This is a genomic window from Streptomyces actuosus, from assembly GCF_016921115.1.
Taxonomy (GTDB): Bacteria; Actinomycetota; Actinomycetes; order Streptomycetales; family Streptomycetaceae; genus Streptomyces; species Streptomyces actuosus_A.
Genome location: NZ_JAFFZS010000005.1, coordinates 222,463 through 248,696 on the forward strand (window position 1 = coordinate 222,463; position 26,234 = coordinate 248,696).

The 26,234-nt window shown below is 73.9% G+C and carries 23 protein-coding genes; 6 read left to right on the top strand and 17 right to left on the bottom strand.

Annotated features, from left to right (window positions below; translation table 11 throughout):
- Positions 1 to 43: 43 nt before the first annotated feature.
- Entirely contained in the window at positions 44 to 748 is a 705-nt protein-coding gene (locus JS756_RS09480; RefSeq protein WP_205382560.1) for a hypothetical protein, read from the bottom strand.
- A gap of 230 nt (positions 749 to 978) precedes the next feature.
- On the opposite strand from JS756_RS09480, the gene trpS reads away from it, so the two are divergent.
- Together trpS and JS756_RS09490 are read left to right on the top strand one after the other, a co-directional pair.
- Positions 979 to 1,992, top strand: a complete 1,014-nt coding sequence (gene trpS / locus JS756_RS09485; protein WP_205382561.1) for a tryptophan--tRNA ligase — start codon at positions 979 to 981, stop codon at positions 1,990 to 1,992.
- A gap of 133 nt (positions 1,993 to 2,125) precedes the next feature.
- Positions 2,126 to 2,704, top strand: coding sequence for a 2'-5' RNA ligase family protein (locus JS756_RS09490; protein WP_205382562.1), 579 nt, complete (start codon positions 2,126 to 2,128; stop codon positions 2,702 to 2,704).
- Between the two features lie 95 nt (positions 2,705 to 2,799).
- On the opposite strand, the gene dprE2 is transcribed toward JS756_RS09490, so the two are convergent.
- Both dprE2 and dprE1 read right to left on the bottom strand, forming a co-directional pair.
- Positions 2,800 to 3,561: a decaprenylphospho-beta-D-erythro-pentofuranosid-2-ulose 2-reductase gene (gene dprE2, locus JS756_RS09495; protein ID WP_205382563.1), complete on the bottom strand. Its 762-nt coding sequence runs from the start codon at positions 3,559 to 3,561 to the stop codon at positions 2,800 to 2,802.
- Between the two features lie 118 nt (positions 3,562 to 3,679).
- Positions 3,680 to 5,038 (bottom strand): decaprenylphosphoryl-beta-D-ribose oxidase, encoded by a 1,359-nt coding sequence (gene dprE1, locus JS756_RS09500; RefSeq protein ID WP_205382564.1) that lies wholly within the window; start codon positions 5,036 to 5,038, stop codon positions 3,680 to 3,682.
- Positions 5,039 to 5,330: 292 nt separating this feature from the next.
- On the opposite strand from dprE1, the gene JS756_RS09505 reads away from it, so the two are divergent.
- A complete protein-coding gene (locus tag JS756_RS09505) occupies positions 5,331 to 6,320 on the top strand; it encodes a YihY/virulence factor BrkB family protein (protein WP_205382565.1) in 990 nt (329 codons plus the stop codon).
- Here the strand turns inward: JS756_RS09505 and JS756_RS09510 are convergent.
- Entirely contained in the window at positions 6,274 to 7,566 is a 1,293-nt protein-coding gene (locus JS756_RS09510) for a D-alanyl-D-alanine carboxypeptidase family protein (protein WP_307790463.1), read from the bottom strand. The genes JS756_RS09505 and JS756_RS09510 overlap by 47 nt on opposite strands.
- A gap of 112 nt (positions 7,567 to 7,678) precedes the next feature.
- On the opposite strand from JS756_RS09510, the gene JS756_RS36630 reads away from it, so the two are divergent.
- Both JS756_RS36630 and JS756_RS09515 read left to right on the top strand, forming a co-directional pair.
- Positions 7,679 to 7,918 carry an SCO4848 family membrane protein gene (locus JS756_RS36630; protein ID WP_240203496.1) on the top strand — a complete coding sequence of 80 codons (240 nt, stop codon included), beginning with the start codon at positions 7,679 to 7,681 and terminating at the stop codon, positions 7,916 to 7,918.
- A gap of 64 nt (positions 7,919 to 7,982) precedes the next feature.
- On the top strand, positions 7,983 to 9,245 hold the full coding sequence (locus JS756_RS09515; RefSeq protein WP_205382567.1) for a metallophosphoesterase: 1,263 nt from the start codon (positions 7,983 to 7,985) through the stop codon (positions 9,243 to 9,245).
- Here JS756_RS09515 and JS756_RS09520 read toward each other — a convergent pair.
- From JS756_RS09520 to JS756_RS09530, 3 genes are all read right to left on the bottom strand, one after another.
- Positions 9,231 to 10,562 carry an MFS transporter gene (locus tag JS756_RS09520; RefSeq protein WP_205382568.1) on the bottom strand — a complete coding sequence of 444 codons (1,332 nt, stop codon included), beginning with the start codon at positions 10,560 to 10,562 and terminating at the stop codon, positions 9,231 to 9,233. The genes JS756_RS09515 and JS756_RS09520 overlap by 15 nt on opposite strands.
- Before the next feature lie 122 nt (positions 10,563 to 10,684).
- Complete coding sequence (locus tag JS756_RS09525) at positions 10,685 to 13,972, bottom strand: AfsR/SARP family transcriptional regulator (RefSeq protein WP_205382569.1); 3,288 nt, start codon at positions 13,970 to 13,972, stop codon at positions 10,685 to 10,687.
- Between the two features lie 305 nt (positions 13,973 to 14,277).
- Positions 14,278 to 15,222 carry an alpha/beta fold hydrolase gene (locus JS756_RS09530; protein WP_205382570.1) on the bottom strand — a complete coding sequence of 315 codons (945 nt, stop codon included), beginning with the start codon at positions 15,220 to 15,222 and terminating at the stop codon, positions 14,278 to 14,280.
- A 65-nt stretch (positions 15,223 to 15,287) separates the two neighbouring features.
- On the opposite strand from JS756_RS09530, the gene JS756_RS09535 reads away from it, so the two are divergent.
- On the top strand, positions 15,288 to 15,815 hold the full coding sequence (locus JS756_RS09535; protein WP_205382571.1) for a cysteine hydrolase family protein: 528 nt from the start codon (positions 15,288 to 15,290) through the stop codon (positions 15,813 to 15,815).
- A gap of 36 nt (positions 15,816 to 15,851) precedes the next feature.
- On the opposite strand, the gene JS756_RS09540 is transcribed toward JS756_RS09535, so the two are convergent.
- The 10 genes from JS756_RS09540 to JS756_RS09585 all read right to left on the bottom strand — a co-directional run bounded on the left by JS756_RS09540 (position 15,852) and on the right by JS756_RS09585 (position 25,994).
- Positions 15,852 to 16,241 carry a PPOX class F420-dependent oxidoreductase gene (locus JS756_RS09540; RefSeq protein ID WP_205382572.1) on the bottom strand — a complete coding sequence of 130 codons (390 nt, stop codon included), beginning with the start codon at positions 16,239 to 16,241 and terminating at the stop codon, positions 15,852 to 15,854.
- A complete protein-coding gene (locus tag JS756_RS09545) occupies positions 16,238 to 17,767 on the bottom strand; it encodes an FAD-dependent monooxygenase (RefSeq protein WP_205382573.1) in 1,530 nt (509 codons plus the stop codon). Before JS756_RS09545 ends, JS756_RS09540 begins: the two co-directional genes overlap by 4 nt.
- A complete protein-coding gene (locus JS756_RS09550; protein ID WP_205382574.1) occupies positions 17,764 to 19,332 on the bottom strand; it encodes an MFS transporter in 1,569 nt (522 codons plus the stop codon). Before JS756_RS09550 ends, JS756_RS09545 begins: the two co-directional genes overlap by 4 nt.
- Before the next feature lie 124 nt (positions 19,333 to 19,456).
- Complete coding sequence (locus tag JS756_RS09555) at positions 19,457 to 20,497, bottom strand: beta-ketoacyl-[acyl-carrier-protein] synthase family protein (protein ID WP_205382575.1); 1,041 nt, start codon at positions 20,495 to 20,497, stop codon at positions 19,457 to 19,459.
- The gene (locus JS756_RS09560) at positions 20,484 to 21,284 is read right to left on the bottom strand and encodes an HAD family hydrolase (RefSeq protein ID WP_205382576.1); all 801 of its coding nucleotides are present in this window, start codon (positions 21,282 to 21,284) and stop codon (positions 20,484 to 20,486) included. The genes JS756_RS09555 and JS756_RS09560 overlap by 14 nt, the downstream gene beginning before the upstream one ends.
- Positions 21,285 to 21,286: 2 nt before the next feature.
- The gene (locus tag JS756_RS09565) at positions 21,287 to 22,246 is read right to left on the bottom strand and encodes an aldo/keto reductase (RefSeq protein WP_275892670.1); all 960 of its coding nucleotides are present in this window, start codon (positions 22,244 to 22,246) and stop codon (positions 21,287 to 21,289) included.
- A gap of 53 nt (positions 22,247 to 22,299) precedes the next feature.
- Complete coding sequence (locus JS756_RS09570) at positions 22,300 to 23,532, bottom strand: beta-ketoacyl-[acyl-carrier-protein] synthase family protein (RefSeq protein WP_205382577.1); 1,233 nt, start codon at positions 23,530 to 23,532, stop codon at positions 22,300 to 22,302.
- Positions 23,529 to 23,768, bottom strand: coding sequence for an acyl carrier protein (locus JS756_RS09575; protein ID WP_205382578.1), 240 nt, complete (start codon positions 23,766 to 23,768; stop codon positions 23,529 to 23,531). The genes JS756_RS09570 and JS756_RS09575 overlap by 4 nt, the downstream gene beginning before the upstream one ends.
- Positions 23,769 to 23,952: 184 nt before the next feature.
- A complete protein-coding gene (locus tag JS756_RS09580) occupies positions 23,953 to 25,008 on the bottom strand; it encodes a beta-ketoacyl-ACP synthase III (protein WP_205382579.1) in 1,056 nt (351 codons plus the stop codon).
- The gene (locus tag JS756_RS09585) at positions 25,005 to 25,994 is read right to left on the bottom strand and encodes an AfsA-related hotdog domain-containing protein (protein ID WP_205382580.1); all 990 of its coding nucleotides are present in this window, start codon (positions 25,992 to 25,994) and stop codon (positions 25,005 to 25,007) included. Before JS756_RS09585 ends, JS756_RS09580 begins: the two co-directional genes overlap by 4 nt.
- Between the last annotated feature and the right edge of the window lie 240 nt (positions 25,995 to 26,234).

Here is a 26,234-nt window from a genome sequence, read left to right on the forward strand (position 1 = left end):
GTGCCGGGCCGGGGGCGGGTGCGGGGTGCACGCACCCCGCACCTCACAGATCGGTCAGCTCCCGCCGCCGCCCGTCGTCCCCCGGAGGCCGGGTCCCCGGACAGTCGGCCGCCCGGCGGACCAGCGCCGTACCGCCCGCGCCGAGCGCCAGGCCCACGGCCAGCCCCGGCAGGGCCCACCACCCCCCGTCCAGCGGCCCGCCGCCCCCGGCATCCGTGGCGGCGGGCGCCCGCCCGGGCAGCCCCTTCCGCTCCGGATCCTCGTACGCCCGCCGCGACGCGCGCCGCCACCGGATGTCGTCGTCCTGCGCCTCCGGGGACGGGCCCGTGCGCACCACGGTGACGGCGTCCCGGTCCACGAACAGCTCGTCCAGCCGCTCCACGGCCACGTCCCCGCCGGCCCCCCGGTCGGCCGGTGGCCGGGCGCCGACCGCCGTCCACCCCCTCCGCACGATCAGGCGCGCCGCCGGACAGCGAGCGTCCGCCCCGGCCCGGGGGACCGTTTCCGTGTCCCTGTACGACGGCTTCGGCAGGTCCCGCAGCCAGGCGAACCCCGGCTCCCCGGCCCGCAGCGCCGCCGTCCGCCCCGGCCCGGCCTCCGTCACCCGGGCCGGACCGGGCAGCGTGCGCGCGCCGGGCTCCCGGGCGGACGCGCCGGCTGCCGCCGGGCCGAGGCACAGCGCCACGGCCGCCGACGCCGGCAGCGCCCCGCGGAGGACGGCGCGCCCGCGGGCACCCCCGCCCCGCATCCCGGGACGTCCGCCGCACCACCGCCCGCGGGCTTCGCCCCGGCCGCGCCCCCGGCCCGGTCCTGCGCGTCTGCGTCCCCGTCCGTCCCCACGTCGCCACTCGCGCATCCGGCACTCCCTCCTCGCCCTCCCGCCCCTCCCGCTCTTGTCACACCGCCGGGGGCGATTCGGTTCCCGGCTGTCGCCGACCGGTACCGGTCCGGCCCCCGCTCTCTGCGAGAATGGAGGGCATGGCCTCTGATCGTCCCCGCGTGCTGTCCGGGATCCAGCCCACCGCAGGCTCGTTCCACCTCGGCAACTACCTCGGTGCCGTCCGCCAGTGGGTGGCGCTGCAGGAGACCCACGACGCCTTCTACATGGTGGTCGATCTGCACGCCATCACGGTCCCGCAGGACCCGCAGGAGCTGCGCGCCAACACGCGCCTGGCCGCCGCCCAGCTGCTGGCCGCCGGACTCGACCCGGAGCGCTGCACCCTCTTCGTCCAGAGCCACGTCCCCGAGCACGCCCAGCTCGCCTGGGTCATGAACTGCCTCACCGGATTCGGCGAGGCCTCCCGCATGACCCAGTTCAAGGACAAGTCCGCCAAGCAGGGCGCCGACCGGGCCTCGGTCGGCCTGTTCACCTACCCGATCCTCCAGGTCGCCGACATCCTGCTGTACCAGGCCCACGAGGTGCCCGTCGGCGAGGACCAGCGCCAGCACATCGAGCTCACCCGGGACCTCGCCGAGCGGTTCAACGGGCGCTTCGGCGCCACGTTCACCGTGCCGAAGCCGTACATCCTCAGGGAGACGGCGAAGATCTACGACCTCCAGGACCCGTCGATCAAGATGAGCAAGTCGGCGTCCACGCCGAAGGGCCTGATCAACCTGCTCGACGAGCCGAGGACGACGGCGAAGAAGGTCAAGAGCGCGGTCACCGACACCGACACCGTCATCCGCTACGACGCGGACGCCAAGCCGGGCGTGTCGAACCTGCTCACCATCTACTCCACCCTCACCGGCACACCGGTCCCCGAGCTGGAGCGGGCGTACGAGGGCAGGATGTACGGCGCGCTCAAGACGGATCTCGCCGAGGTCATGGTCGAGTTCGTGACACCGTTCCGGGAGCGCACCCAGCAGTATCTGGACGACCCCGAGTCGCTGGACTCGATCCTGGCCAAGGGGGCCGAGAAGGCACGCGCCGTCGCCGCGGAGACGCTGGCGCAGGCCTACGACAAGGTGGGCTTCCTGCCCGCCAAGCACTGACCCCACTGAGCTGTAGAGCACACGGCCCGGACCGTCCCACAGGGCGTGCCGCGCCGTACAGTCGATAGCCGAAGCTGCCCCGGCAGCCACCCCTGCCCGGGGGCGGCCGGGCGACCTGACGACAGGAGACGACGTGGGGACCGTAACGATCGGCGTGTCGATCGCGGTCCCGGAGCCTCACGGCAGCCTGCTCCAACAGCTGCGCGCGGGCTTCGGCGACGCCGCTGCCTTCGGCATCCCCACGCACGTCACCCTGCTGCCGCCGACGGAGATCGACGAGGTGCTGCTCGCGGCCGTCGAGGCGCACCTGACGAAGGTCGCGGCGGCCGGGCGGCCCTTCCCCATGCGGCTGAGCGGCACCGGCACCTTCCGTCCGCTGTCGCCGGTGGTGTTCGTGCAGGTCGTCGAGGGCGGCGAGGAGTGCGCCCGGCTCCAGACGCGGATACGCGACGCCTCCGGCCCCGTCGCCCGCGACCTCCAGTTCCCCTACCACCCGCACGTCACCGTGGCGCACGGCATCGACGAGGCGGCGATGGACCGCGCCCACGCCGAGCTCGCCGACTACGCGGCCGACTGGCCGTGCACCGGCTTCGCCCTGTACGAGCAGGGGGCCGACGGCGTCTGGCGCAAGCTGCGCGAGTTCCCCTTCGGCGGCGCGGTGGTGCCGCCCCAGGGTGGCTGTATGGAGCGGGGCACGATCCCCAGCCGCTGAGCGCCCCGCAGGACAGGGCGCGGCGGGCCGGCGTCCGCCGCACCTCCCCCTCCGGTCGCCGCGCGGGCCACCGCGGCGGGCCGCGGGCCCGGCCGTCACAGGAGGAGCGGCAGACGCCGGAACATCCCGCGCGGCACGTGGCGCAGCACCGACATCACCACCCGCAGCGCGCCCGGCACCCACACCGTCTCCGCCCGCCGCCGCAGCCCCAGCTCGATCGCCGCGGCGACCTCCTCGGGCGTGCACTCCCACGGCGTCCGGCGCCCGCCCGCCGCGGTCCCGGCGCGCACGGGTCCGGGCCGTACGACCGTCACGTGCACCCCGGTGCCGTGCAGCGCGTCGCCCAGGCCCTGCGCGAAGGCGTCCAGCCCCGCCTTGCTGGAGCCGTAGATGAAGTCGCCGCGGCGGGCCCGCTCCCCGGCGACCGACGAGAGCACCACCAGGGAGCCGTGGCCCTGCGCCTGGAGAGCCTGCGCGCTCACCAGTCCCGCCGCCACCGCGCCGGTGTAGTTGGTCTGCGCGACCCGCACGGCCGCGGACGGCTCGCGTTCGTCGTGCGCCTGATCGCCGAGGACACCGAAGGCGAGCAGCACCATGTCGATGTCGCCCTCGGCGAAGACCTTGCCGAGCGCCGTCTCGTGGGAGTCGGCGTCGAGCGCGTCGAAGTCGACGGTCCGCACGTCCGCGCCGAGGGCGCGCAGCTCTCCGGCGGCCCGGTCCAGGGCGGGGGAGGGGCGGCCCGCCAGCCACACCGTGCGGGTGCGGCGGGCGACCAGGCGGCGCGCGGTGGCCAGCGCGATCCTGGACGTGCCGCCGAGGACGAGGAGGGACTGGGGGAGACCGAAGGCGTCCTTCACGACAGCTCCTGAGGCGTCTCCGGAGGGCCCGGAGGGTGAGGGAGGGTTGTGTGGGGGTGGTGTGCCGGGTGCCCGGCGGCCGGGTGGCGCACCGGGGCGGAGGGGGTGCGCCGGCCGCCTACAGGGCGAGGCGGCGGGCGAGGTCGGAGACGAACACGCCGCGCGGGTCCAGTTGCGCGCGCAGCTGCCGGAACTCGTCCAGCCTCGGGTACATCGCGGCGAGCAGATCGGGGCGCAGCCGGGAGTCCCGGGCCAGGTAGACCCGCCCCCCTGCCGTGGCCACCTCCTCGTCCAGCTCGTCGAGGAACCTGCCGAGGCCCGGCAGCCCGGCCGGGACGTCCAGTGCCAGCGTCCAGCCGGGCACGGGGAAGGACAGCCAGCCCGGATCGCCCTCGCCGAAGCGCTTGAGGACGGCCGGGAAGGACGGGCAGCGGCGCTGCGCGATACGGCCCACGATGCGGCGCAGGGTGTCCTCCCGGCCCTCCCCGACGACGAACTGGTACGGCACCAGACCGCCGCGGCCGTAGACCCGGTTCCAGTGCGGCACGCGGTCGAGCGGATGGAAGAAGGCGGAGATCCGCTGGAGCTCGCCGGTGCGCGCGCGGGGCGCCTTGCGGTACCACAGCTCGTTGAACCAGCCCACGGTCCGGCGGGTCAGCAGCCCCTCCGGCAGCACCGGTGGCGGGGCGGGCAGCCGTGAGACGCGCAGGGCCAGGGGATGCCGCCGGGTGTGCGTGCCCTCGGGCAGGGCGTCCAGGGTCGCGTGGTCGCCTCGGGTGAGGACCGCCCGTCCCAGGGCCGCGCCGCGTGCCAGCAGGTCGATCCAGGCCACCGAGTAGCGGTAGCGGTGGTCGGTGGCGGTCAGCCGGGCCATCAGGTCGTCGAGGTCGCCGGCGCGCTCCGTGTCGACCGACATGAGCGACGTCTGAACCGGCTGGAGCCGGAGGGTGACCGTCAGGATGACCCCGGTCAGACCCATGCCGCCGCACGTGGCGTCGAACAGCGGGGTGCCGCGGGTGACGTTGTGGATGCCGCCGTCGGCCGTGAGCAGTTCGAAGGACAGCACATGGCGGGAGAAGGACCCCGAGACGCGGTGGTTCCGGCCGTGGATGTCGGCGCCGACCGCGCCGCCGACGGTGACCTGGCGGGTGCCGGGGGCGACCGGCACGAACCAGCCGAGCGGCAGCAGCACCTCCGTCAGCCGGTGCAGGGAGACGCCCGCGTCGCACAGCACGGTGCCGTCGTCGGCGTCGATGGCGTGGATGCGGTCCAGGCCGGTCATGTCCAGCACCGCGCCGCCCGCGTTCTGGGCCGCGTCCCCGTACGCCCGCCCCAGCCCCCTGGCGATGCCGCCCCGGACCCCGCACTGCCGGACGGCGGCGACCGCCTCCTCGTAGCTGCGCGGGCGGATCAGCCGGGCGGCCGTGGGAGCGGTGCGGCCCCACCCGGTGACGGGGACGGTGCGAGGAGCAGACATGGCCCGACGGTATCGCCCGTTCGAGGGCGTTTGGTTCACTTGCGTCGTGACTTGTTCGCCTCCTCCCCGAAATGGGCGATCCACCGGAGACCGCTCCGCGGTCCCGCGGGCGTGGCGCCCCGGGCGTGCGGAGAGCGTCCCCACGGGCCCGGGGGCAGGCGCCACGCGGCACTCCCCGGAGGGCTCGACCACCCCAGCCCGCCGGTCGGCCGTCCGCGGCAGGGGCCGCCTGATTCCCGCGGTTCCGGGGAACACGGACATGGGCGGGACGTGAGGAGGGGAGAACCGGATCATGGACTGGCTGAAGAAGCTCCCCGTCATCGGGCCGTACGTGCCGCGCGCGACGGCCACGCACGCGTGGCGCTCCTACGAGCGCCTGAGCCGGGTGAAGTGGACGCGACTGGCCGCGGCGATGACGTTCATCAGCTTCGTGGCGCTCTTCCCGCTGCTCACCCTGGCCGCCGCGATCGCCGCCGCCGCGCTCAGCGACTCCCAGCAGCAGGACCTCCAGAACAAGATCGCCGACCAGGTGCCCGGCATCTCCGACCAGCTCGACATCAGCGGCCTCGTCGACAACGCCGGCACCGTCGGCCTCATCGCCGGTGCTCTGCTGCTGCTCACCGGCATCGGCTGGGTCGGCCAGATGCGGGACTGCCTGCGCGCGGTGTGGGAGCTGCCCGACGAGGAGCAGAACCCGGTCCTCGGCAAGGCCAAGGACATGGGCATCCTCCTCGGTTTCGGCGGCGCCGTCCTGGTCACCCTCGCCGCCTCCACCGTCGCCTCGGCACTGGTCGGCTGGATCACCGACCAGCTCGGCATCGACCGGACCGGCTGGGGCGGCATCCTGCTGCACATCGCCGCGTTCGCCGTCGCCGTGCTCGCCGACTTCCTGCTCCTGCTGTACGTGCTGACCCTGCTGCCCGGCGTCGAACCGCCGCGGCGGCGCCTGGTCGTGGCGGCGCTCATCGGCGCGGTCGGGTTCGAACTGCTCAAGCTGCTGCTCAGCAGCTACATCCAGGGCGTGGCCGCGAAGAGCATGTACGGCGCGTTCGGCGTGCCCGTGGCACTGCTGCTGTGGATCAACTTCACCGCGAAACTGGTGCTGTACTGCGCCTCCTGGACGGCCACGCCGAGCCGTTCGGCCGAGGGCACCGAGGAGGCCGAAGGCTCCGAGGAGCCCCGGACCCCCGAGACCGCAGGGGCCTCAGGAGCCGCAGGGGCCTCAGGGAACACCGTCACCGGCGGCGACGTACCAGATCGGGCAGCGGCCAACGACGGTTGACCAGGAACACGCCGCCCGCGAGGAGCACCAGCACGCCGCCGATGATCGCCATCGCGACACCGGCACCGCCCGCGCCGCGCCCCGTGGCGGTACCGGCCTGCGCGGGTGCCGACCCGCCGCCGGCGGCGCCGCCCGTCGGGTCGGCGGAGACGCTCGCACCGGCCTGGGCGCCGGCCTGCGCGCCCCTCGGCGCCACCAGTTCGCCCACCGGCTTCACCTTGCCGACCGCCTGGAAGCCCCAGTCGAAGAGCTGGGCGGTCTCCTTGTAGGCCTCGTTGTGGTCGTGCTTCTCCGGGTGCATCACCGTGACGAGCAGCACATGGCCGTTCCGTTCGGCGACACCGGTGAAGGTGTTGCCCGCGTTGGTGGTGTAGCCGTTCTTCACCCCCGCGATGCCCTGGTAGACCGGGGTGTCGGAATCCGTGCCGCTCAGCAGCCGGTTGGTGTTCTGGATCTCGAACGACTTGCGGGACACCTTGCCCTCGTCGTCCTTCTTCGTCTCCCCGGGGAACTGGGCCCGCACCGTCGAGCAGTATTCCCGGAAGTCCTTCTTCTGCAGCCCGGAACGGGCGAACAGGGTCAGGTCGTAGGCGGAGGAGACCTGCCTCTCGGCGTCGTAGCCGTCCGGGGTGACCACGTGCGTGTCGAGGGCCTGGAGTTCCTCGGCGTGCTCGTTCATCTCCCGGACGGTCTCCGTCACGCCGCCGTTCATCGCCGACAGCACGTGCACGGCGTCGTTGCCGGACCGCAGGAAGACCCCCAGCCACAGGTCGTGGACCGTGTAGGTCTCGTTCTCCTTTATGCCGACCATGCTGGACCCGGCGCCGACGCCCGCCAGGTCGTCGGCGGTCACCCGGTGCTTCACCGTGCTCGGGAACTTCGGCAGCACCGTGTCGGCGAACAGCATCTTCAGCGTGCTCGCCGGAGCCAGCCGCCAGTGCGCGTTGTGGGAGGCGAGCACCTCGCCGGACTCGGCGTCGGCGACGATCCACGAACGGGCGCTGATGTCCTTGGGGATGACCGGCACGCCGGCGGCCAGGTCGACCTGGGTGCCCGGTCGGCCCAGACGCACCCCGCCCACGGTCGACATGCCGGCCGGCGGAGTCGCCGAGGGGCTCGCCGAGGGGCTCGCCGAAGGGCTCGGGCTCGGGGCCGCCAGGGCCGCCGGAGCGGTCAGCGGCAGGGACAGCAGGGCGGCGGAGGCGATCAGCAGGGATCGCCCGACGATCTTCGTGGGTGCGGGCACGACCGAGAACGTACCCGCCGCGCCGCGCGTGGTCCCAGGCACCCCGCCCCGATCGGCCCCGCCGATCCCACCCCGGGGACGCAGGCGCGGACCCGGCGGTGATACTGAACGTATGAAGCTCAGCCGCCCCGTCTCCTGGTTCCTGCTCGCCTTCGGGGTGTGGAGCTGGGTCATCTGGGTCACTTTCGTCAAAAACCTCGTCAAGGACAGCAGCGGGCTCGCGTTCGACGACGGCCACCCCACGGCGTACTTCTGGGTGCACCTGCTGCTCGCCGTCGTTTCCTTCGTATTGGGGACGGCCATCGGGGTCATCGGGTTGCGTGGACTGCGCGCACTGCGCCGCACGTCATAGCCCGCGGTTCGACGGCAGGCGCAGGAAAGACACGCAGGCACAGGGGAACGGGGCGGACGCCACAGTGATCATCGTCTTCTTGCTGGTCGCGCTGCTCGTCCTGGCCGTCCTCGGGACGGCCAACCTCTACCTGTGGCGGCGCCTGTTCCGGGACACCACCCGCGGTCCGGGCCCGGTCCGCCGGGCGGGCGCGGTGCTCCTCGCGGCCGGCTGGGGGGCGGCCGTCGGCGCGCTGGTCGCCGAGCGCACCGGCGCCCCCTTCCTCCTCCAGCGGGTGCTGGCCTGGCCGGGCTTCCTGTGGCTGGCCCTGTCGCTGTACCTGCTGCTTGCCGTCCTGGCCGGCGAGGTCCTCCGGCCGCTGCTGCGGCGCCTGCCGGCGCGGCGGACCCGTACCGAGGCGGTCCTGCCGAGCCCGGCGCCCGTGCCGGTGGGAGCGTCGCCGCGGGAGCCCGGACCGCGGGAGCCCGCACCGCAGTCGCCGCCCCCGCGCCCCCCGGCCGACCCCACCCGCCGGCTGTTCGTCTCCCGTGTCGTCGCCGGTGCCGCGGCCGCCGCGGCCGTCGGCACGGTCGGCTACGGCACCTACGGCGTGCTGCGCGGCCCGTCCGTGAAGCGGGTCACCGTGCCGCTGGCCAAACTGCCGCGGGCGGCCCACGGGTACCGCATCGCCGTGGTGAGCGACATCCATCTCAGCCCGGTGCTGGGGCGCGGCTTCGCACAGAAGGTCGTCGACACGATCAACGCCACCCGGCCCGACCTGATCGCCGTCGTCGGCGATCTGGTCGACGGCAGCGTCAAGGACCTCGGTCCGGCGGCGGCCCCGCTCACGCGGCTGACGGCGCGGCACGGCAGCTTCTTCGTCACCGGCAACCACGAGTACTTCTCCGGCGCCGCGCAGTGGGTGGAGGAGGTGCGGCACCTCGGCCTGCATCCGCTGGAGAACGCCCGCACCGAACTGCCCTGGTTCGACCTGGCCGGCGTCAACGACGTACAGGGCGAGAGCGAGGGCCGAGGGCCCGACTTCGCCCGCGCCCTCGGCGACCGCGACACCGCGCGCGCGTGCGTGCTGCTCGCCCACCAGCCCGTGCAGATCCACGAGGCCGTCCGGCACGGCGTCGACCTCCAGCTCTCCGGCCACACCCACGGCGGCCAGCTGTGGCCCGGCAACCTGATCGCACGGGCGGCCAACCCCACCGTCGCCGGCCTGGAGCGCTACGGCGACACCCAGCTGTACGTCTCCCGCGGCGCGGGTGCCTGGGGGCCGCCGACCCGCGTGGGGGCGCCGTCCGACATCACCGTGATCGAGCTCGCCTCACTCCGCGCGTGAGGCGCGCTCCGCGCCGCCGTCCCGCCCGACGGCCGTCAGGTCCACGTCCTTGGTCTCGCGGTAGCGCACGAACGCCACCGTGCTGAGCAGACAGAGCACCGTCACGTACCAGGGGTACCAGGACGCGTGGCCGTGTGTGGCCAGGTACTGGTTCAGATAGGGCGCGGTCCCGCCGAAGACGGCGACCGTCACCGCGTACGGCAGGCCGATGCCGCTGGAGCGCAGCTCGGTGGGGAACATCTCCAGCATCGCCGCGGGCGCCGCGGCGGCGTAGGCGCCGAACAGCAGCAGCGCCGCCGCCATCACCGCGAACAGCCGCACCGCCGAGCCGGACAGCAGTCCCATCAGCAGCGGCGACAGGCAGGCGAAACCGAAGCCGAACACCAGCAGCAGCGGGCGGCGCCCGAACCGGTCGGCGGCGCTGCCCAGCAGCGGCAGGGCGGCCATGAACACCACCTGCGCGGCGACGGCGGCCCACAGCGCCTCGTCCGCCGGGACGCCGTACCGCAGCTGCGCGTACACGGGCAGGTAGGAGGCGAAGGTGTAGTAGACGACCGTCGCGCCGAGGGTGAAGCCGACCACGCGGGCGCTCGCGCGCGGATGGCTCAGCAGGACCTGCCGGGCGGGATTGCGGGGCCGCTCCCGCACGGCGTCGTAGACGGGTGTCTCCACCATCCGGCCGCGCAGGTACCAGCCGTACAGGGCGAGGAGCGCGCCCAGCGCGAACGGCACCCGCCAGCCCCAGTCGGCGAGCTGCGCCGCGGAGAGCGTGCGGTGCAGGAGCAGCGCGAGGAGGGTGGCCGCGAGGGCGCCGACGGTGGTGCTGATGTAGATCGCGCTGGAGTACAGGGCCCGCCTGCCCCGCGGCGCCGTCTCGTTGATGTACGTGCTCATCGCCGCGCTCTCGCCGCCCGCGGACAGGCCCTGCACGGCCCGGGCGAGCACCAGCAGCAGCGGGGCGAGCACGCCGACCGAGCGGTAGGGCGGGATCAGCGCGATCAGCAGGCTGCCGCCCGCCATCGCCAGCATGCTCAGACGCAGGGCGGCGCTGCGGCCCCGCCGGTCGCAGTAGGCGCCGATCAGCACGGCGCCCAGCGGGCGGAAGAAGAACCCGACGGCGAACACCGACAGGGTCCGCAGCACCTCCGTGGCGGAGTCGCCGGACGGCTGCAGCCGGGGACCGAGCAGCGCGGCGAACGTCACGAAGGCGCCCCAGTCGAACCACTCCATGGCGTTGCCCAGGGAGGCGACCGCCACGGTGCGCAGCACTCCGGGCCGCGTCGGCGCCGGACGCTCCGTCACGGCAAGGGTGTTCACCGGGTCTCCTTCGAGGATGCCCCGGCCTTCGGGCCGGGGAGGAATCGAAGCACCCGCGTAGCGGGGCACGGGGTGGACGGGAGGGGAGGATGTCGGGACGTGCTTCTCCGAGCCCCGGGCGGTCATGAAGCGGATGCGGTGGTGAGGCGGGCGCGTACGGCGTCGGCCTCGGCGACACCGATGTCGCCGAACGCCGTGAGCGCCTCGGTCCAGTACGCGCGCGCCCGCTCGTGCTCTCCGGCCAGTGCGGCGACATCGCCCAGGACGTGCTGTGCACGGGCGACGTTCAGGCGCTGCGCGGCCGGCTGGGACAGGGCGAGCGCGGTGCGGGCGCACTCCTCGGCCGACTCGGGCGCGTCCAGGCGCAGATGGAGCGCCGCGAGCTCCAGCAGCACCTTGCTGCGCGCGACCGGGTTGGCGCTGGTGTCCGCGAGGGAGCGGGCCGCCTCGGCGCGGCCGGCGGCCTCGGCGCGGCCCAGCAGCCCGTCGGTGACGGCGAGCCGGGCCAGCGCGTACGCCTCCCCGTCGACGTAGCCGATCTGGCGGGCGCCCTCCAGCGCGGTGCCCGCGTAACCGGCCGACCGGGCGGGGGCGTCGAGGGCGACGCTGATGGCGGACAGCAGGCACAGCGTCTCCACCTCCCAGGTGCGGTCGCCGCACTCCTGGAACGAACTCAATGCCCGCCGGGCGGAGTCGAGTGCCGTGTCGGGCCGGCCCACGTCCAGGTCGACCAGGGCGAGCCCGTACAGGGAGATGCTGCGGTCGTAGGAGGAGTCGATGGACTCCGACGCCTTCAGCGCCCGCGCGAAGCAGGACCGCGCCTGGGCCAGCTCCCCGGCGGCCTGGCGCACCAGTCCGAGGTTGCGCAGGCTGTAGGAGGTGATGTGGTGCAGGCCGAGGTCACCGGCGGTGGCCAGCGAGGCGGTCAGGAACTCGCCCGCGCGCGTCATGTCCCCCTGCGTCCAGTGGAGGAACCCCAGCAGCCCCTGCGTGGCGGCCTCCAGCCGGGGTGAGCGGATGCTGTGCGCGACGTCCAGCGCCCGCCGCGCGGCCTGTTCGGCCTGGGCGGTCCGGCCCAGGCTGAGGTGGGCCAGGCTCATGTTGTTCAGCATGGCGGCGACCTCCTCCGCCATGCCGAGCCGGTCGTGCAGGGCCAGGCTCTTCTCCTGGTGCGCGATGGCCCCCTCGTAGTCGCCGAGGGTGTTGTGCAGGTTGGCGAGGCTGCGGTGCATGGCGGCGATGCCGCGGTCGTCGGCCTCGGACTCGGCCGCGTCCAGGGCGATGCGGGTCGTCTCGTCCCACTCGGTGCGGTAGGTGCCCGTCCAGAAGAAGCCGCGCAGCGCGTCGGCCAGGTGCCAGGACAGGTGGCGCGGGCCGCGGGCGCCGAAGTAGCGCACGCAGGCCATCAGGTTGCGCCGCTCCGCCAGCAGCCAGGCCAGCGCGTGGCTCTCGTCGCGGAACCGGGGTGCGTCCAGGACCGGTTCGCCCGCCCGCGGTTCGGTGAGCCGGACGAACTCGGAGTACAGCACGTCGGCCGCGGCGCAGGCGCCCGCCAGGTACCAGCGGCCGAGCCGCGCCGCGGCTCCGGCCCGCTCGGTGGCGGTGTGCTCGTCGGCGGCGCGGTCCTGGGCGTACTCGCGCAGCAGGTCGTGGAACTGGTAGCGGCCGGGTGCGGTCTGCTGGAGCAGGCTCGCCGTCTCCAGCCGGCTCAGGCAGGTCCGCGCCTGTGCCTCGCTGATGTCGGCGAGCACGGAGACGGCGGCAGGGGTGAAGTCGGAGCCGGGGAAGAGCCCGGCGAGCCGGAAGACCGCCCGGTCGTCCGGGGCGAGGGCGTCGTACGACAGGGCGATGGCCGCGGAGACGGCGGACGCGGTGTCGCCGTCGACGCACAGCGCGGCGAGGCGGTTGCCGCGCCTGAGGCTCTCCAGGTACGAGTCGGTGTGCCCGCCGGGGGCGGTGATCAGGTTGGCGGCGGCGATGCGCAGGGCGAGCGGCAGATACGAGCACAGGGCGGCCACCTCGTCCACCGCCTCCGGCCCGATGGCCAGGCCGGCCTGCCGCAGCATGCCGGTGACCAGGTCCGCCGACTCCTCGGGGCTGAGTGTGCCGACGGGGAACACCTGCGCGCCGTGCGTGACGGCGAGGGAGCGCAGCTGGCGCCTGCTGGTGATCAGCACGGCGCAGCCCGCGTCGCCGGGAACGAGCGGCAGCACCTGCTCGGCGCCGGCCGCGTTGTCCAGCACCACCAGGACGTTCTTCCCGGTCAGTTTGGAGCGGTAGAGGTTGGCCTGCTCCACGGGGTCGACCGGGATGGCCTGCGCGGGCACGCCCAGGGCGCGCAGGAACTGGGCGAGGACCTGGTCCGGCGGGAGCGGCGCGTACTCCCCGCCGCGCTCGTAGCCGCGCAGGTTGACGTACAGCTGCCCGTCGGGGAAGGCGGCGCGCACGCGCCGGCCCACGCACACGGCGAGCGCGGTCTTGCCCACGCCGGGCGGCCCGGACAGCACCACGACGGGTACACCGGTGCGCTCCGGGGTGGGCGGCAGGAGCGCCTCGGCCCGCCGCACCACGTCCTCGCGACCCACGAACCCCAGGGCGAGCGGCGGGAGTTGTGCCGGGACCGTGACGGCCTCCCCGGCGCCGGGGCGCGGGCCGTCCGGCGCGGCGAGGGACGGGTCCGACTCCAGGATGCCGGTGTGCAGGGCGCGCAGCCGTTCCCCCGGTTCGATGCCGAGCTGCTCGACCAGTTCCCTGCGGGCCTGCTGGTAGACGTCCAGCGCCTCCGCCTGCCGCCCGGAGCGGTACAGGGCCAGCATCAGCTGGCTCCAGAAGTTCTCCCGGAGCGGGTTGTCCATCGCGGCGGTGCGCAGTTCCTTCACCAGCTGTGCGTGCCGGCCGAGATGGAGTTCGGTCTCGAAGTACGCCTCCAGCGCGCCGAGCCGCTCGTCCTCCAGGGCCGGGGACTCGTCGCGGCGCAACGCGTCCGAGGGCACGTCCGCGAGCGGCGCGCCGCGCCACGCGCCGAGTGCCTCGGCCAGCAGCCGCGACCGCTCCTCGGGCGACTTCGCCCGTGTCGCGGCCCGCACCCGGCCCCGGAAGCGGGTGAGGTCCAGCTCTTCCTCGGCCACATGGATGCGGTAGCCGCCGGGCGCCGTCTCGACCAGGTCCGTGTCGCCGAGCAGCATCCGCAGCCGACGGACGTAGGTGTGCAGGGTCCCGCGCGGGTTGGACGGCAGGCGGTCGTCCCACAGCCAGTCGGCGAGGCGATCGTTGTCGACCACCGAGCCGGCGCGCAGCAGGAGCGCCGCCAGCAGGACGCGGAGCTTTCCGGATTCAATGACCAGTTCTTCACCGGCGACGGTTGCGGAGAGCGTTCCGAGAATCCCGAAGTCGTTTTCCGTTCTTACCATGATGCGGTAGTGCCTTCCCCCGTAGGCGTTGCGCCTGCCAGCGTAAGCGATTCGGAGGACGGAACGGGGCGGCCGACTTGTTCGATGGATCACATGCCGAACGACACGTGAGACGCGTGTTGTCCTGCTGTGTTGCCTCCGTGTTAATCCGCGTTTCCTTGTTACTTCAATCATTTCGAGCGATGCCGGTGAACCGGTGAATCGCCGCCGTCAACGGATCCGGTATCCATTCCTCCGCTTGCCGGCAAAAAGGCCGATGGCTGCGCAATGAGCGCAGAAAACGGCTCCGCGCCACTTGTTTTCCGTCATGCTGCTGCCGTACCGGAAGGGCGGTCGGGGCCGTCGTCGGGGGGCGCATCACGGTCTCCTTCGCATGCGGTTCGGGTGAGGGTGCTGCGGCGGACGTGCTCGGTGATCAGTGCGCCGATCGCCGGCGACCAGTGCGGCGGGAAGATGTGGCCCATCCGGGCCAGCCGCCACAGCCGCGCCCCCGGGATCACCCGGTGCAGCTCCTCGCCGTGCTCGGGCGGGAAGACCGGGTCCAGCTCGCCGTGCACCACCAACGTCGGCACATCCAGTCCGGCCAATGGCCCGGTCAGCGGCGGCATCCGGTCCAGGGCGGCCAGATGACGCCATGAGGTGTCGGGTTGCCGGGCGCGGTCCCGCACCCGCCGCGCCAGGTCGGACCAGTACCTCTCGTCGAAGGGGACGCCCGGCCCCACCAGCACCCGCCAGCCGTCGACCGCGGCGGCCAGCTCCTCCCGCGGCCCCCGCGGCGGCGCCTCGGCGAGCCGGGCGGCCCGCTCCAGCATGGGCGCACGCGGCCCGGGCAGCCCGCCGGCCGGCGGCAGCCGTACGTCGCCGTTGGCATCCGGTGAGCTGGACAACAGCACCAGCGACCGCACGCGTTCGGGCGCCCGTAGTGCCAGCAGCTGCGCCACCACCCCCCCGAAGGACTGGCCCACGACATGCGCCGCCTCCAGCCCCAGGCCGGTGATCACGTCGGCGGCGTCCGCGGCCAGCTCGGACATCTCGTACGCGGCGGCGGACCGGTCCGAGCGGCCGGTGTCCCGGTGGTCGTACCGCACCACCCGGAAACCCTCCGCGGCCAGCAGCCGGCACAGCTCGTCCGGCCACACCGTGCCCGGCACCGTGGCGCCCATGACGAGCAGCACCGCCGGATCGCCGCGGCGGCCGAACTCCTCCGTCCACAGCCGCAGGCCGTTCCTTGTCGTGATGGGCCTCTCCACTGGCCTGTGCTTTCCCCTTGGTAGGGTGCCGGAGCCTGCCGATCATCCGTTTCTGGGGGAACAGAATGACCCGCGCACACACGGCACTTGTCCTGATCGATCTGCAGCGGTGGATCGTCGACATGCCGTGGCAGCCGGTCGACGGCGCCACCGTGGCCGACGCCTGCGGACGCCTGCGCGAGCACTTCGCGCACGACACCGACGCCACCGTCGTCCTCGTCCGCTACGTCCGCGAGGACGGTGCCGACGGCGGAGCCGGCGCCGCCCCGAACCAGCTGGTGCCCGCCTGTGCGCCGCACCCGGGCGACCACCTGGTCACCAAGCACGGCCTGGACGCGTTCGAGGGCACGAGCCTGCAGGAGCTGCTGCGCGGCGAGGGCGTCACCTCGGTCGTCGTCGCCGGGCTGTCCACCGCCCACGGCGTCGCGGCCACCGCCGCCACCGCCGTACGCCTCGGCTACGACACGGCCGTCGTCACCGACGCCACCGCCAGCCAGAGCCAGGCCCAGCACCAGGAGGCGCTGGACCGGCTCGTCGCCCTCGGCGCCCGCCCCGTCCTGGTCGCGGACCTGGTACCGGCCCAGGCGGGCTGACACGCCGTCACCGCACGGCGGCACGGCGGCGGTCGTTCACTGGTGGCTGACCGCCGTCGGCTTCACCACGTACACGATGCGGTGCTCGGCGTCCGGCGGCGGACCGTCCAGCTTCATGCCGTACCGCTCGGCCAGCCGGGCGAAGAACTCGGCGGAGGAGTCGTCGTCGATCCGCACCACCTCGCCGCGGATCTCCAGGTAGCGGTAGGGCTGCTCCGGATCGTTGACCGACACCGCCACCTGCGGGTTCGCCGTGATGTTGCGGTACTTGTAGCGGACCGTGGTGTTGGTGAAGCGGAGGTACTCGCCGTCCCAGGAGAACCACATCGGGTTCACCTGCGGCCCGCCCGCCGGGCGGATCGTGGCCAGATGGCCGAACAACGGCCGCTCCAGCAGGTCCCGGTGGCTGTCGGGAATGAGACTCATGCCGTGTGTGCCTTCACTTTCTCTTGTTCCTCCTGCCCATGCGCCCGCTCCGCCGTGCCCTTGAGCATCGGGCGGAACAGGTCGGTCAGACGTGCCCGCATCCCGGGCGCGTCCCGGGCGATCCAGTCGACGTGCCCGTCCGGCCGGGCCAGCACCAGCGCGGACCGGCCCCGACGGACCTCGGTGCGCACGTCGACCACCTCGCCCAGCCGCTCGCCGCACCAGCGGACCAACTCGCGCATCTCGGCGTCCGCCGCCCCCGTCACGATCAACGTGTGCCGCAGATCGTCGAGTTCTGCGCGCAGCGGCAGCGGCACCAGCGCGCCGGGCGTGAACCCGGCGGTCCTCCGCCCGGCCGTCGGCCCCGTGCGGTACCGCGTCCGCAGACCGGCCAGCCAGGGGATGTAGGCCAGGTCGAACAGCCGCAGCCCCGAGGCGAGGCGCAGCACGTTGTCGCGCAGCACCACCTGGTGGCCCTTGCGCAGCAGCCACAGCCGGGTCTGCACGTCGGCCTGCCGTACGACGGCCCGCGCCACGTCCCCGCGCTCGCTGACGAAGCCGTCCAGCAGCCGGTCGGCTGTGCGCCCCTGCCACACCAGCGCCAGCTTCCAGGCCAGGTTGTGGGCGTCGTTCATGCCCGTGTTCAGGCCCTGGCCACCGGCCGGGCTGTGGATGTGCGCCGCGTCCCCGATCAGGAAGACCCGGTCCACCCGGGTCGTCTCCGCGTGCCGCGCGTGCACGTCGAACACGCTGATCCAGTCGGGATCGCGCAGCCGGATCCCGCCCGGCCCGCGCTCGTCGACCAGCCGCTGCACGGCGTCCAGGTCGACGTCGTCCCGGCTGACGCCGGGCGGGGCGGAGGTGAACACGCGCCAGCGGCCGTCCGGCAGGCCGCAGGCGACCAGGATGCCGCGCGGCGAGCAGAAGTAGTGCGTCATCCGATGGTCGAAGCGGGTGTCGACCCGGACGTCGGCGACGACGAACCGCAGCTCGTAGGTGGACCCCTCGAAGCCGACCCCGAGCAGGCCGCGGACGGTGCTGCTCGCGCCGTCCGCGCCGACCACGTACGCGTACTCCGCCTCGTGCTCGGTGCCGTCCGGGTGCCGCAGCCGGGCCCGCACCCGGTCGCCGAACTGCTCGAAGCCGAGCAGTTCGGTCCGCCACTCGACGCCGCCGCCCACCGAGGCGAGGTTGGCGCGCAGCACCTCCTCGATGTCCGGCTGGGGGCAGATCAGCGGCCGGGTCGCCGGCTTGTAGCGCAGGTCGGCGATGGGGCTGCCGTCGGAGTAGTACCGCATCTGCGACTGGGGCAGCGCCCGCTCGGCGAGCATCTCCCGGCCGCCGACCCGGTGGATCAGCTCCACGGTGCGGGGCCACAGGCCCAGCGCCTTCGACAGCGTGCTCGGCCCGTCGGCCCGGTCCACGCACCGCACCGGCACCCCGCGCCGCAGCAGCTCCGTGGTCGCGGTCAGCCCCGCCGGCCCGGCGCCCGCCACCAGCACGGGCAGCGCCTGCGGCGCGGTCATACGGCCGCCTCCTCGGCGACGCGCTCCGGTGCGGCGGCCTGCTGGGGCCTCTCCCGCAGCATCACGCCCACCAGCACCGCGCTCGCGGCACACAGGACGGTCACCACCCACAGCACCAGGTGCAGCCCGTCGGTGTAGGCGCCCTTCAGCAGCGTGGTGAAGGCGGAGCGGGCCGATGCGCCGACGGTGCCCGCGGCACCGGTCAGGTCGCCGCCGACCGCCCGCTCGGCCACGCCGCCCGCGTCGGCCCCTTCGGCACCGCGCACGCCGGACAGACCGTCGGCGACGTGCGAGCGCGTGGAGTTGAGCAGCACCGCGCTCATCACCGCGATGGCGAACGCCTCACCGGCCAGTCGCATCGTGTTGAACATGCCTGCCGCGGCCCCGGCCTGGGCCGGCTCCACCGAGGTGATGGCCACACCGTCCACAAGACCCGCCGTCATGCCCATCGACACGCCGAGCAGCAGCAGCGGACCGGCCAGCACGGCCACCGACACGTCCGGCCCGATCCGGGTGAGCCAGGCCGCGCCGGCCGCGGCGAGGACGAGGCTGAGGGTGAGCACGAGCCGCGTGGACACGCCGTTCTTCACCATCCGGCTGACCGCCAGCGGCACCACCAGCACGGGCAGTGTGAGCAGCATCATCGTGGCGCCCGAGGCATTGGTGCTCATGCCGGCGACGCCGGTGAAGTACGTCGGCAGCAGCACCAGCATGCACACGAAGCTGAAGGACAGGGCGACCGGGATCAGCGACACCGCCATGAACCGGCTCTGCCCCAGCAGCGACAGCTGGAACATCGGCCGGCTCTGGCGCAGCTCGGCGACCACGAACAGCGCCATCAGCAGCACCGCACCGGCGAGCAGCAGCAGCGTCGGCCCGCTCGTCCAGCCCTGCTGCGGGCCCCGCACGATCGCGTACATCAGGCAGAACAACGACAGCGTGAAGGTGGAGGTGCCGGCCCAGTCGACCTTGGTCGCGGCCGGGTTCCTCGACTCCGGCATCAGCGGCACCGCGCACAGCACGATCACCGCGATCACCAGGTGCGAGGCGAACACCGCACGCCAGCCGAAGGAGTTGACGAGCAGCCCCGCGGTCGACGGGCCCAGGGCAAGACCGGCGCCGGCCGACGAGCCGAGCACGGCGAAGGCCCGCGCCTGCGCGGCACCCTCGAACGACGTGGCGAGCATCGCCGCCCCCGCCGTCATCACCGCGGCCGCTCCGAGCCCGGCCAGGGCGCGCGCCACGTCGAGGACGGCGATGCTCGACGTGAGGGCACTGGCCAGGCTGGACAGGGCGAACAGCGCGGTGCCGGCGGCGAACATGCGGCGTCGGCCCAGGATGTCGGCGAGCGAGCCGCAACCCAGCATGAAGCAGGCGAAGGCGAGGTTGTAGGCGTTGACCACCCACTGCAGCGGGGCGAGCCCCACGTGCAGGTCGGAGTTGATGTCCGGAAGGGCGACGGACGTACCCGTCAGCGAGGCGGGCAGTACCAGGACTGCGAGGCAGACGGCGGCGAGCGTCAGGGTCGGATTGCCGCGAGCGGCGTCCGGACGAGCCGTACTCATGAAACGGTCCTTTGCAGAATGAGGTCGGGGGATTCAGGTCGAGTGCGGGGAGGGGACGGGGAAGGGGGTGGGGGTGGGAAAGGCGAGGGAAGGAAGGGACGGGTGAGGAAGGGGGAAGGGCGGGTCAGGAGCGGACGGGCCGGGCGACGACCGCGCAGGTGAAGCCGAAGCCCCCGCCCGCCGACACGGCGACGGCGACCTCGCCCGGTGCCAGCAGCTCCTGCTCCCCGATGGCCGTCAGGTTCGCGGTCATGTCACCGGCCCCCAGGTGGCCGGTGCGTCCGCCGAGTTCGACGATCCGCGCCTTGGTCAGGCCGTCGACCGCCGGATGGTAGGTCTCGCGCCGCACCTTGACGCCCACCCGGGGCAGGGCCAGGAGGCGGATCCGCGGGTCGTCGGTCTCGATGCCGGCCTCGGCCAGCGCGGTGGTGACGATGTCCCGCAGCGCGGCGTGCACACCCCGGTAGAACCCGTCGAGGCCCTCGTCGGTGATGAACGCCTTCTTCGTGCGCTTCACGTCCACCCGGTCGCTGATCCACCGGCTCGCCGGGGTGAACGGGTCCCTGCCGCGGTGCAGCCCCTCGGCGGCCGAGACCGCGGCGCTGGACACGCCGAGCAGTGTGAACTCGTCGACGGTGTCGTCGCGTCCGTGCAGGAGCAGGGCCGTGGCACCGTCCCCGTAGAAGACGCCGTAGTCGCCCGCCCAGCGGTCGAAGCCCTCGTCGGGGAAGCGGTCGCCGGTGGTGACGAGGGCGCGGCCGGTGGCCGGGTCGGCCAGCAGCCGGGCCGCGGCGGCCTCCAGGGCGGTGCCGCCGCCGTTGCACATCACCTGGATGCCCAGCGGCACGCCGCGCGCGGCGCCGAGCCGGTGGGCCACGTAGTGGGCCGGCGACCAGAAGTCGTGGCCCTGGTGGTGGATCCAGGCGTGCGTGGTGAAGCCGAGGCCGGCGCCGTCCCAGCCGGCCGCGGTGAGCGCGGCGCGGGCCGCGGCCACCGCCATGTCCGGGGCGGAGTCCGCCTCGGCGACCGGCACCTCGGTGACACCGACGGCGGCCACGTCCTCGTCGTCGATCCGGCCGTGCGCGACGGCGTCCCGCGCGGTCTGGACGGTCGGCGGCAGCCAGGTGCGCACGGCCCGGATCCCGAGCCCGTTACCGAGTCGCATCTGTGAGTTCCTCCGTGCTCGCGTGGGATGGGGCGGTCGGGGTCGGGGCCGGACGGCCCGCGAAGGGGGCCGGGGCGGCAGCGGCGGTCCCCTGTGCCGTCGCTGCGGCCCCGGCGGCCGGGGGAAAGATGGTCCAGCCGCGGCGGGCGGCGTGCGCGGTGAGCACCGGGTCGTCCCCGACGACGCCCGCGGTGCCCACGCAGCTCAGCAGCGGCAGGTCCGAGGCGTGGTCGCCGTAGGCGACGCAGTCCTCTGGCCGGGCACCGGTGCGGAGCATCAGCGCGCGTGCCGCGGTCGCCTTGCCCTCGCCGATCACCGTGCTGAGCACCTCGCCCGTGTAGCGGCCTTCGGCCACCCCGGGCTCGCTGCACAGCACGTCGTCCACGGCGAGGTGCTCGGCGATCGGGTCCAGGCAGGCGCGGAACGAGCCGGAGACCAGGGCGATCCGGTGGCCGGCGCCGCGGAGCCGGCGCAGCTCGGCGACGACGTCCGCGTGGAAGAAGCCCTCGCGGCGCAGTTCCCGGGCGAACCAGCGGTGCCCGTCCGCGGCGAGAGCGGCGACGTCCCGGCCCGCGTAGTTGCGGTAGTAGGCGCGGTTGGTCTCCTCGCGGGGCACGCCGGCCCGTGCGGCTCCGGTCAGCGCGTCCTCGGCCGCCCGGTAGCGGCCGGCGTCGGCGAGGTGGAACTCCAGGAAGGAGAACATGCTCTTGAGGTCGATGAGGGTCTCGTCGACGTCGAAGAACGCGATGCGTACGGCGGACCCGTCGCGGTGGGACGGACGGCCCATGGTCAGTACCTGCTTCCCACGGCGGCGGGCAGCCCGTTCAGGTCGGCGAGGTCCGCCTCGGTGAACAGGACGTCCGCCGCGGCCACGTTCTCCCGCAGGTAGCGCGAGTTCTTCGTCCCGGGGATCGGCACCACGCGCTCGCCCTGTGCGAGCGTCCACGCGATGGCGACCTGCGCGGGCGTGACCGACCGGCGGTCGGCGACCTCCCGGATCACGTCCACGATCCGCTGGTTGGCCTCCATCGCCGCGCGGTGGAAGCGCGGGTTGGCGGCGCGGAAGTCGCTGTCCTCGAACGCGTCGGCGTGCAGGGTCCCGGTCAGGAACCCCCGGCCCAGCGGCGCGAACGGCACGAAGCTCGCCCCGACGCTCTCGCACCAGCCGACCATGCCGCCGCCCTCGCCCTCCAGGGCGTCCCGGGTCCACAGCGACAGCTCGGACTGCACCGCCGTCACCGGGTGGATCGCGTGCGCCTCCCGGGCCTGCTCGACGGTCGCCTCGGACAGGCCCAGCCAGCGCACCTTGCCCTGCGCGACCAGCTCGGCCATCGCCCCCCACGTCTCCGCCAGCGGCACGGCCGGGTCGATGCGGTGGACGTAGTACAGGTCGATGACGTCGGTGCCCAGCCGCTCCAGGCTCGCCTCGACGGCCCTGCCCAGGTAGCCGGCGGAGTTGTCGCGGTGGGCCTGCCGCCGCTGCAGGTCGTCCAGCACGATCCCGAACTTGGTGGCGACGACCGCCTCCTCGCGGCGCCCCGCGATGGCCCTGCCCAGCAGCGTCTCGTTGTGGCCCGCCCCGTACAGGTCGGCGGTGTCCAGCAGGTTCGCGCCCAGGTCCAGCGCCTCGTTGATGACCCGGACGGAACGTTCGTCGTCGCGGGCGGACTCCTCGTAGAGCCAGCTCATCCCCATGCACCCGAGGCCGACGCTGCCTGTCTCGATTCCCGTGTTGCCCAGCTTCCTCAGGCGCACGATTCCTCCTTCTCCTCACACCCGGCCCGCGCGGGCCGGCGACTTGCTCAGGCGGCTGCCAGCACGAGAGCGGCGTTGTGCCCGCCGAACCCCAGCGACGTGCTCACCGCGACCTCCAGATCGGCCCCGGCCGCCGCCCCCGCCGCGACGTCGAGGTCGATCTCCGGGTCGAGGTCGGTGAGGTTCGCGGTGGGCGGCACCAGTTGGTGGTGCAGCGCCAGCGCGGTGAACGCCGCCTCGACGGCCCCCGCGGCGGCGAGCGTGTGGCCGGTGACCCCCTTGGTGGAGGTGACCAGCGGACGCCTGCCGAGCACCCGCCGCAGCACCCGGCCCTCCGTCACGTCGTTCAGCGGCGTCGACGTGCCGTGCGCGTTGACGTGGTCCACCTCGTCGGTGCCGACACCGGCGTCGGCGAGCGCGGCGCGCAGCGCGCGTTCCATGCCGGCGCCGCTCGGGTCGGGCGCGGTGGCGTGGTGGGCGTCGGACGACGCGCCGAAGCCGATCACGTCCGCGTAGACGCCGGCACCGCGTGCCCGCGCGTCCTCGGCGCGCTCCAGGACGAGGATTCCGGCGCCCTCGGCGGCCACGAACCCGTCCCGTGCCGCGTCGAACGGCCGGGACGCGGCGGCCGGGTCCTCACGCCGGCCCGACAGCCCGCCCATCCGGGCCAGGCCGGTGACGGCCGCGGGCGTCAGCGCGGCCTCGGCCCCGCCCGCCAGCACCACGTCGCAGGTGCCGGACCGCAGCAGGTCCCGGGCCAGGCCGATGGCGTTGGCCCCGGACGCGCAGGCGGTGGCCGTCACCATGCTCGGGCCCATCGCCTTGACGTCGATGGCCAGATGGCCGGCGACCATGTTCGACATGCCCATGGGGATCAGCAGCGGGGACACGCTCTTCGGCGTCTCCTCCAGCAGCCTGCGGTGCTGCTGCTCCCAGGTCTGCGTGCCGCCCAGCGAGTTGCCGACGATGACGCCCACACGGGTGCCGTCCCAGCTCTCCGGGTCCAGGCCCGCGTCGGCCACGGCCTGACGGGCGGCGACGATCGCCAGCTGCGTGAACCGGTCCAGCCGCCACGAACTGCCCGGCCCGAGCAGGGCGGAGGCGTCGAAGCCGGTCACGCGGCAGGAGAAGTCGACGGGCAGACCGGCCAGTTCCGGGTCGGTCGCGGCCGTCGACCGGCCGGAGCACACCCGCTCCCAGCTCGTCTGCGTGTCGAGGCCGGCCGCGGTCACCAGGCCGATGCCGGTGACCGCCACCGCCCCCGTTGCGGGACGGCTCATGCGCGCACGCCCTGGGCCTCGATGAACTCCACGGTCTCGGCGACGGTCGTCTCGGCCTGGAGCAGGTCGTCGCTCAGGTCGGTGCCCAGCTCCCGGTTGAGGATCATCGTGAACTCGATCAGCGCGAGCGAGTCGAGAGCGAGGTCCTTGTAGCTGATCCCCGGCTCTATCTTCGCCGCGGGCACGCCGAGCTGGGTGACGAGCAGGTCGGTGAGCTTCTCCTGGACGGTGCTCATGGAGGTGCCTTTCGTTCGCTGAAGGTGCTGAAGGTTCTGAACGTGCCGTCGGGGCGGCGCCGGTGCGGTGCACGGCGACGGCCCGCGGTGGGTGCCGCGTCGACGGCGACGCGGCCGTGGGGGAGATGCCGGAACGCCGACAGGGGCGAGGCGGTGGGGCGCCGCAGCCCAGGCGTTCGGACGGTCAGGCGGTCGCGCGGTCGGTCGCCGGAGCCCGGGGCGCCACCGGGCCCGGCGGCGGTGCCACGGTCAGGCGGGGGAACTCCAGCGCCGCCGCTCCCCAGGTGAGGCCGCCGCCGAAGCCGCACAGCAGCACCCGGTGGCCGGGAGCGACCGCTCCGCTGTGCGCGGCCTCGGCCAGCGCCAGTGGCACGGAAGCGGCGACGGTGTTGCCGACCCGGTCCAGGTTGACCACCAACTGCTCCTCTCTCAGGCCGAGTTCGCTGCCGACCGCGCTCAGGATGCGGATGTTGGCCTGGTGCGCCACGAGCCGGTCGACGGACGTCAGCGGCCAGTCGAGCCGCTCGGCCAACCGCCGCGACGACTGGCTCATCCGCGTCACCGCGTTACGGAACACCGAGCGACCCTGCATCGTGAAGTAGGAGTCGGCGGGCTCCGCGAGCCCCCGCGAGCGGTGCTCCGAGCCGCCGCCCGGCACCGTGATCAGCTCCGACTGGGAGCCGTCGCTGGCCAGATCGAAGCCGAGCAGCGCGCCCTGCTCGGACCGGTCGCCGGCGCGCAGCACCACCGCCCCCGCCCCGTCCCCGAAGATCGCCCGGGTGGTCCGGTCGGCCGGGTCGAGGATGGTGGAGAAGGTGTCGGCGCCGATCACCAGCGCGCTGCCGGCGATCCGCGCGGTGATCAGACCCGCGGCGGTCGCCAGCGCGTACACGAATCCGGTGCACACCGCGGCCACGTCGAAGGCCGGGATCTCGCCGAGCCCGAGCCGGGCCGCCACCTCCGGCGCGGTGGCCGGGCACGGGTGGTCGGGGGTGCTGGTGGCGAGGACGAGTACGTCCACGGAGCCGGTGCCCGCCGAGGCCAGCGCCCGCCGCCCGGCCTCCACGGCGACGCCGGAGGTGGACAGGCCCGGGGGTACCACGAACCGCTGCCGGATCCCGGTGCGGGTGGTGATCCACTCGTCGGTGGTGTCCAGTTCGCGGGCCAGGTCGTCGTTGGTGATCCGCACCGGGGGCAGCCAGCCGCCGAGCCCCGTCAGGACCGCGGCGCGCTCGCTCACCGTGCACTCCGGTGCGAGGCGGGAACGGGGGCGGTGTCCACCGTGCCGGAGGCGATCTCCTCGCCGCCCTGCCGGAACACGACGCGGACGGCGCGGACGCCGTCGCCGCCGGGCTCCGGGACGGCGCTGACCGTGACCGGCGCGTCGAGTTCCGCGAACCGGGAGAAGCCGAGGTCGAAGCCGACCAGGGCGGTGCCGTCCACGGGCCGGTCCAGCAGGCGTGCCCCGGCGAGCAGGGCCGCCTGCCGCGCGGCCTCGGTGAGCACCATGCCGGGCAGGTGGTCCTGGGCATGGTCGAACATGCTCGGGTTGTCGTTCGGGGTGCGCACCCCCGCCGTGACGCCCCCGCCGTCCACCACCGGGTCGAGCAGCAGCGCGTTCACCCCGAGGGCGCGCCCCACCTCGTGCGCGGCGACCGTCGCCGCCACCACCGGCACGTCGTCGGAGGAGACCGGCGGGGTGCCGCGCCGCCGGGTGCGCAGCGCCGAGTACGTCGCCGGGGACAGGTAGCCGACCGCCATGCGCACCTCGCCGAGTTCGGTGCCGTCCAGCAGGAAGCGGACGTCGTACGTCACGGACCGCGCGGGCGCCGTGGCGTCGGCCGGCCGGTCGGTGGTGACCTCCATGGTCAGCTCGCCCGGGGCGCCGGCGTGCGCGGCGAACAGGCCGGGCAGCCGCATCTCCCAGGACTGCAGGACGAACTTGGTGCCGGAGTCGACGCCGAGGTGGGCGTGGGCGCCGTAGGTCTCGGCCTGCCGCGCGCACTCCAGCAGCAGCACCGGGTCGATCACGGTGCGGCCGGGGTGGTCGGTGAAGCAGGCGTGGGACGAAGGAAGCTGGGCGCCCGCGAGGAAGCGGGAGCCGTCCACCGCCGACGTGTCGGTGAGGAAGACCTCCGACAGCGCCCGGCGGTGCAGCAGGCGCCGGTCGACGGACCGGAAGAACTCGAGCTCCCGGACCTGCGGGGCGAAGGCATTGGTGGACACCGGCATCGGTGGGTAACCCCTCTCTCGCAACTGACGGGAACGACGCTAGGGAGGGGCTCTTTCACGCCGCTGTCGCTGCGTGAAAGGTGCGGTCTGCGGGGGGTGTTGCCCCGCCGAAACGGTATTTTTTGTTTCAACAGACCTGCTTTCCTGTATGTGAAGGCCGTGTGATTGGGTGAGCCGCGCCACCAGGGGAGGTGGCCGCCACGGGGGAATGGCACGCACGCGGGGGCCCGTTCC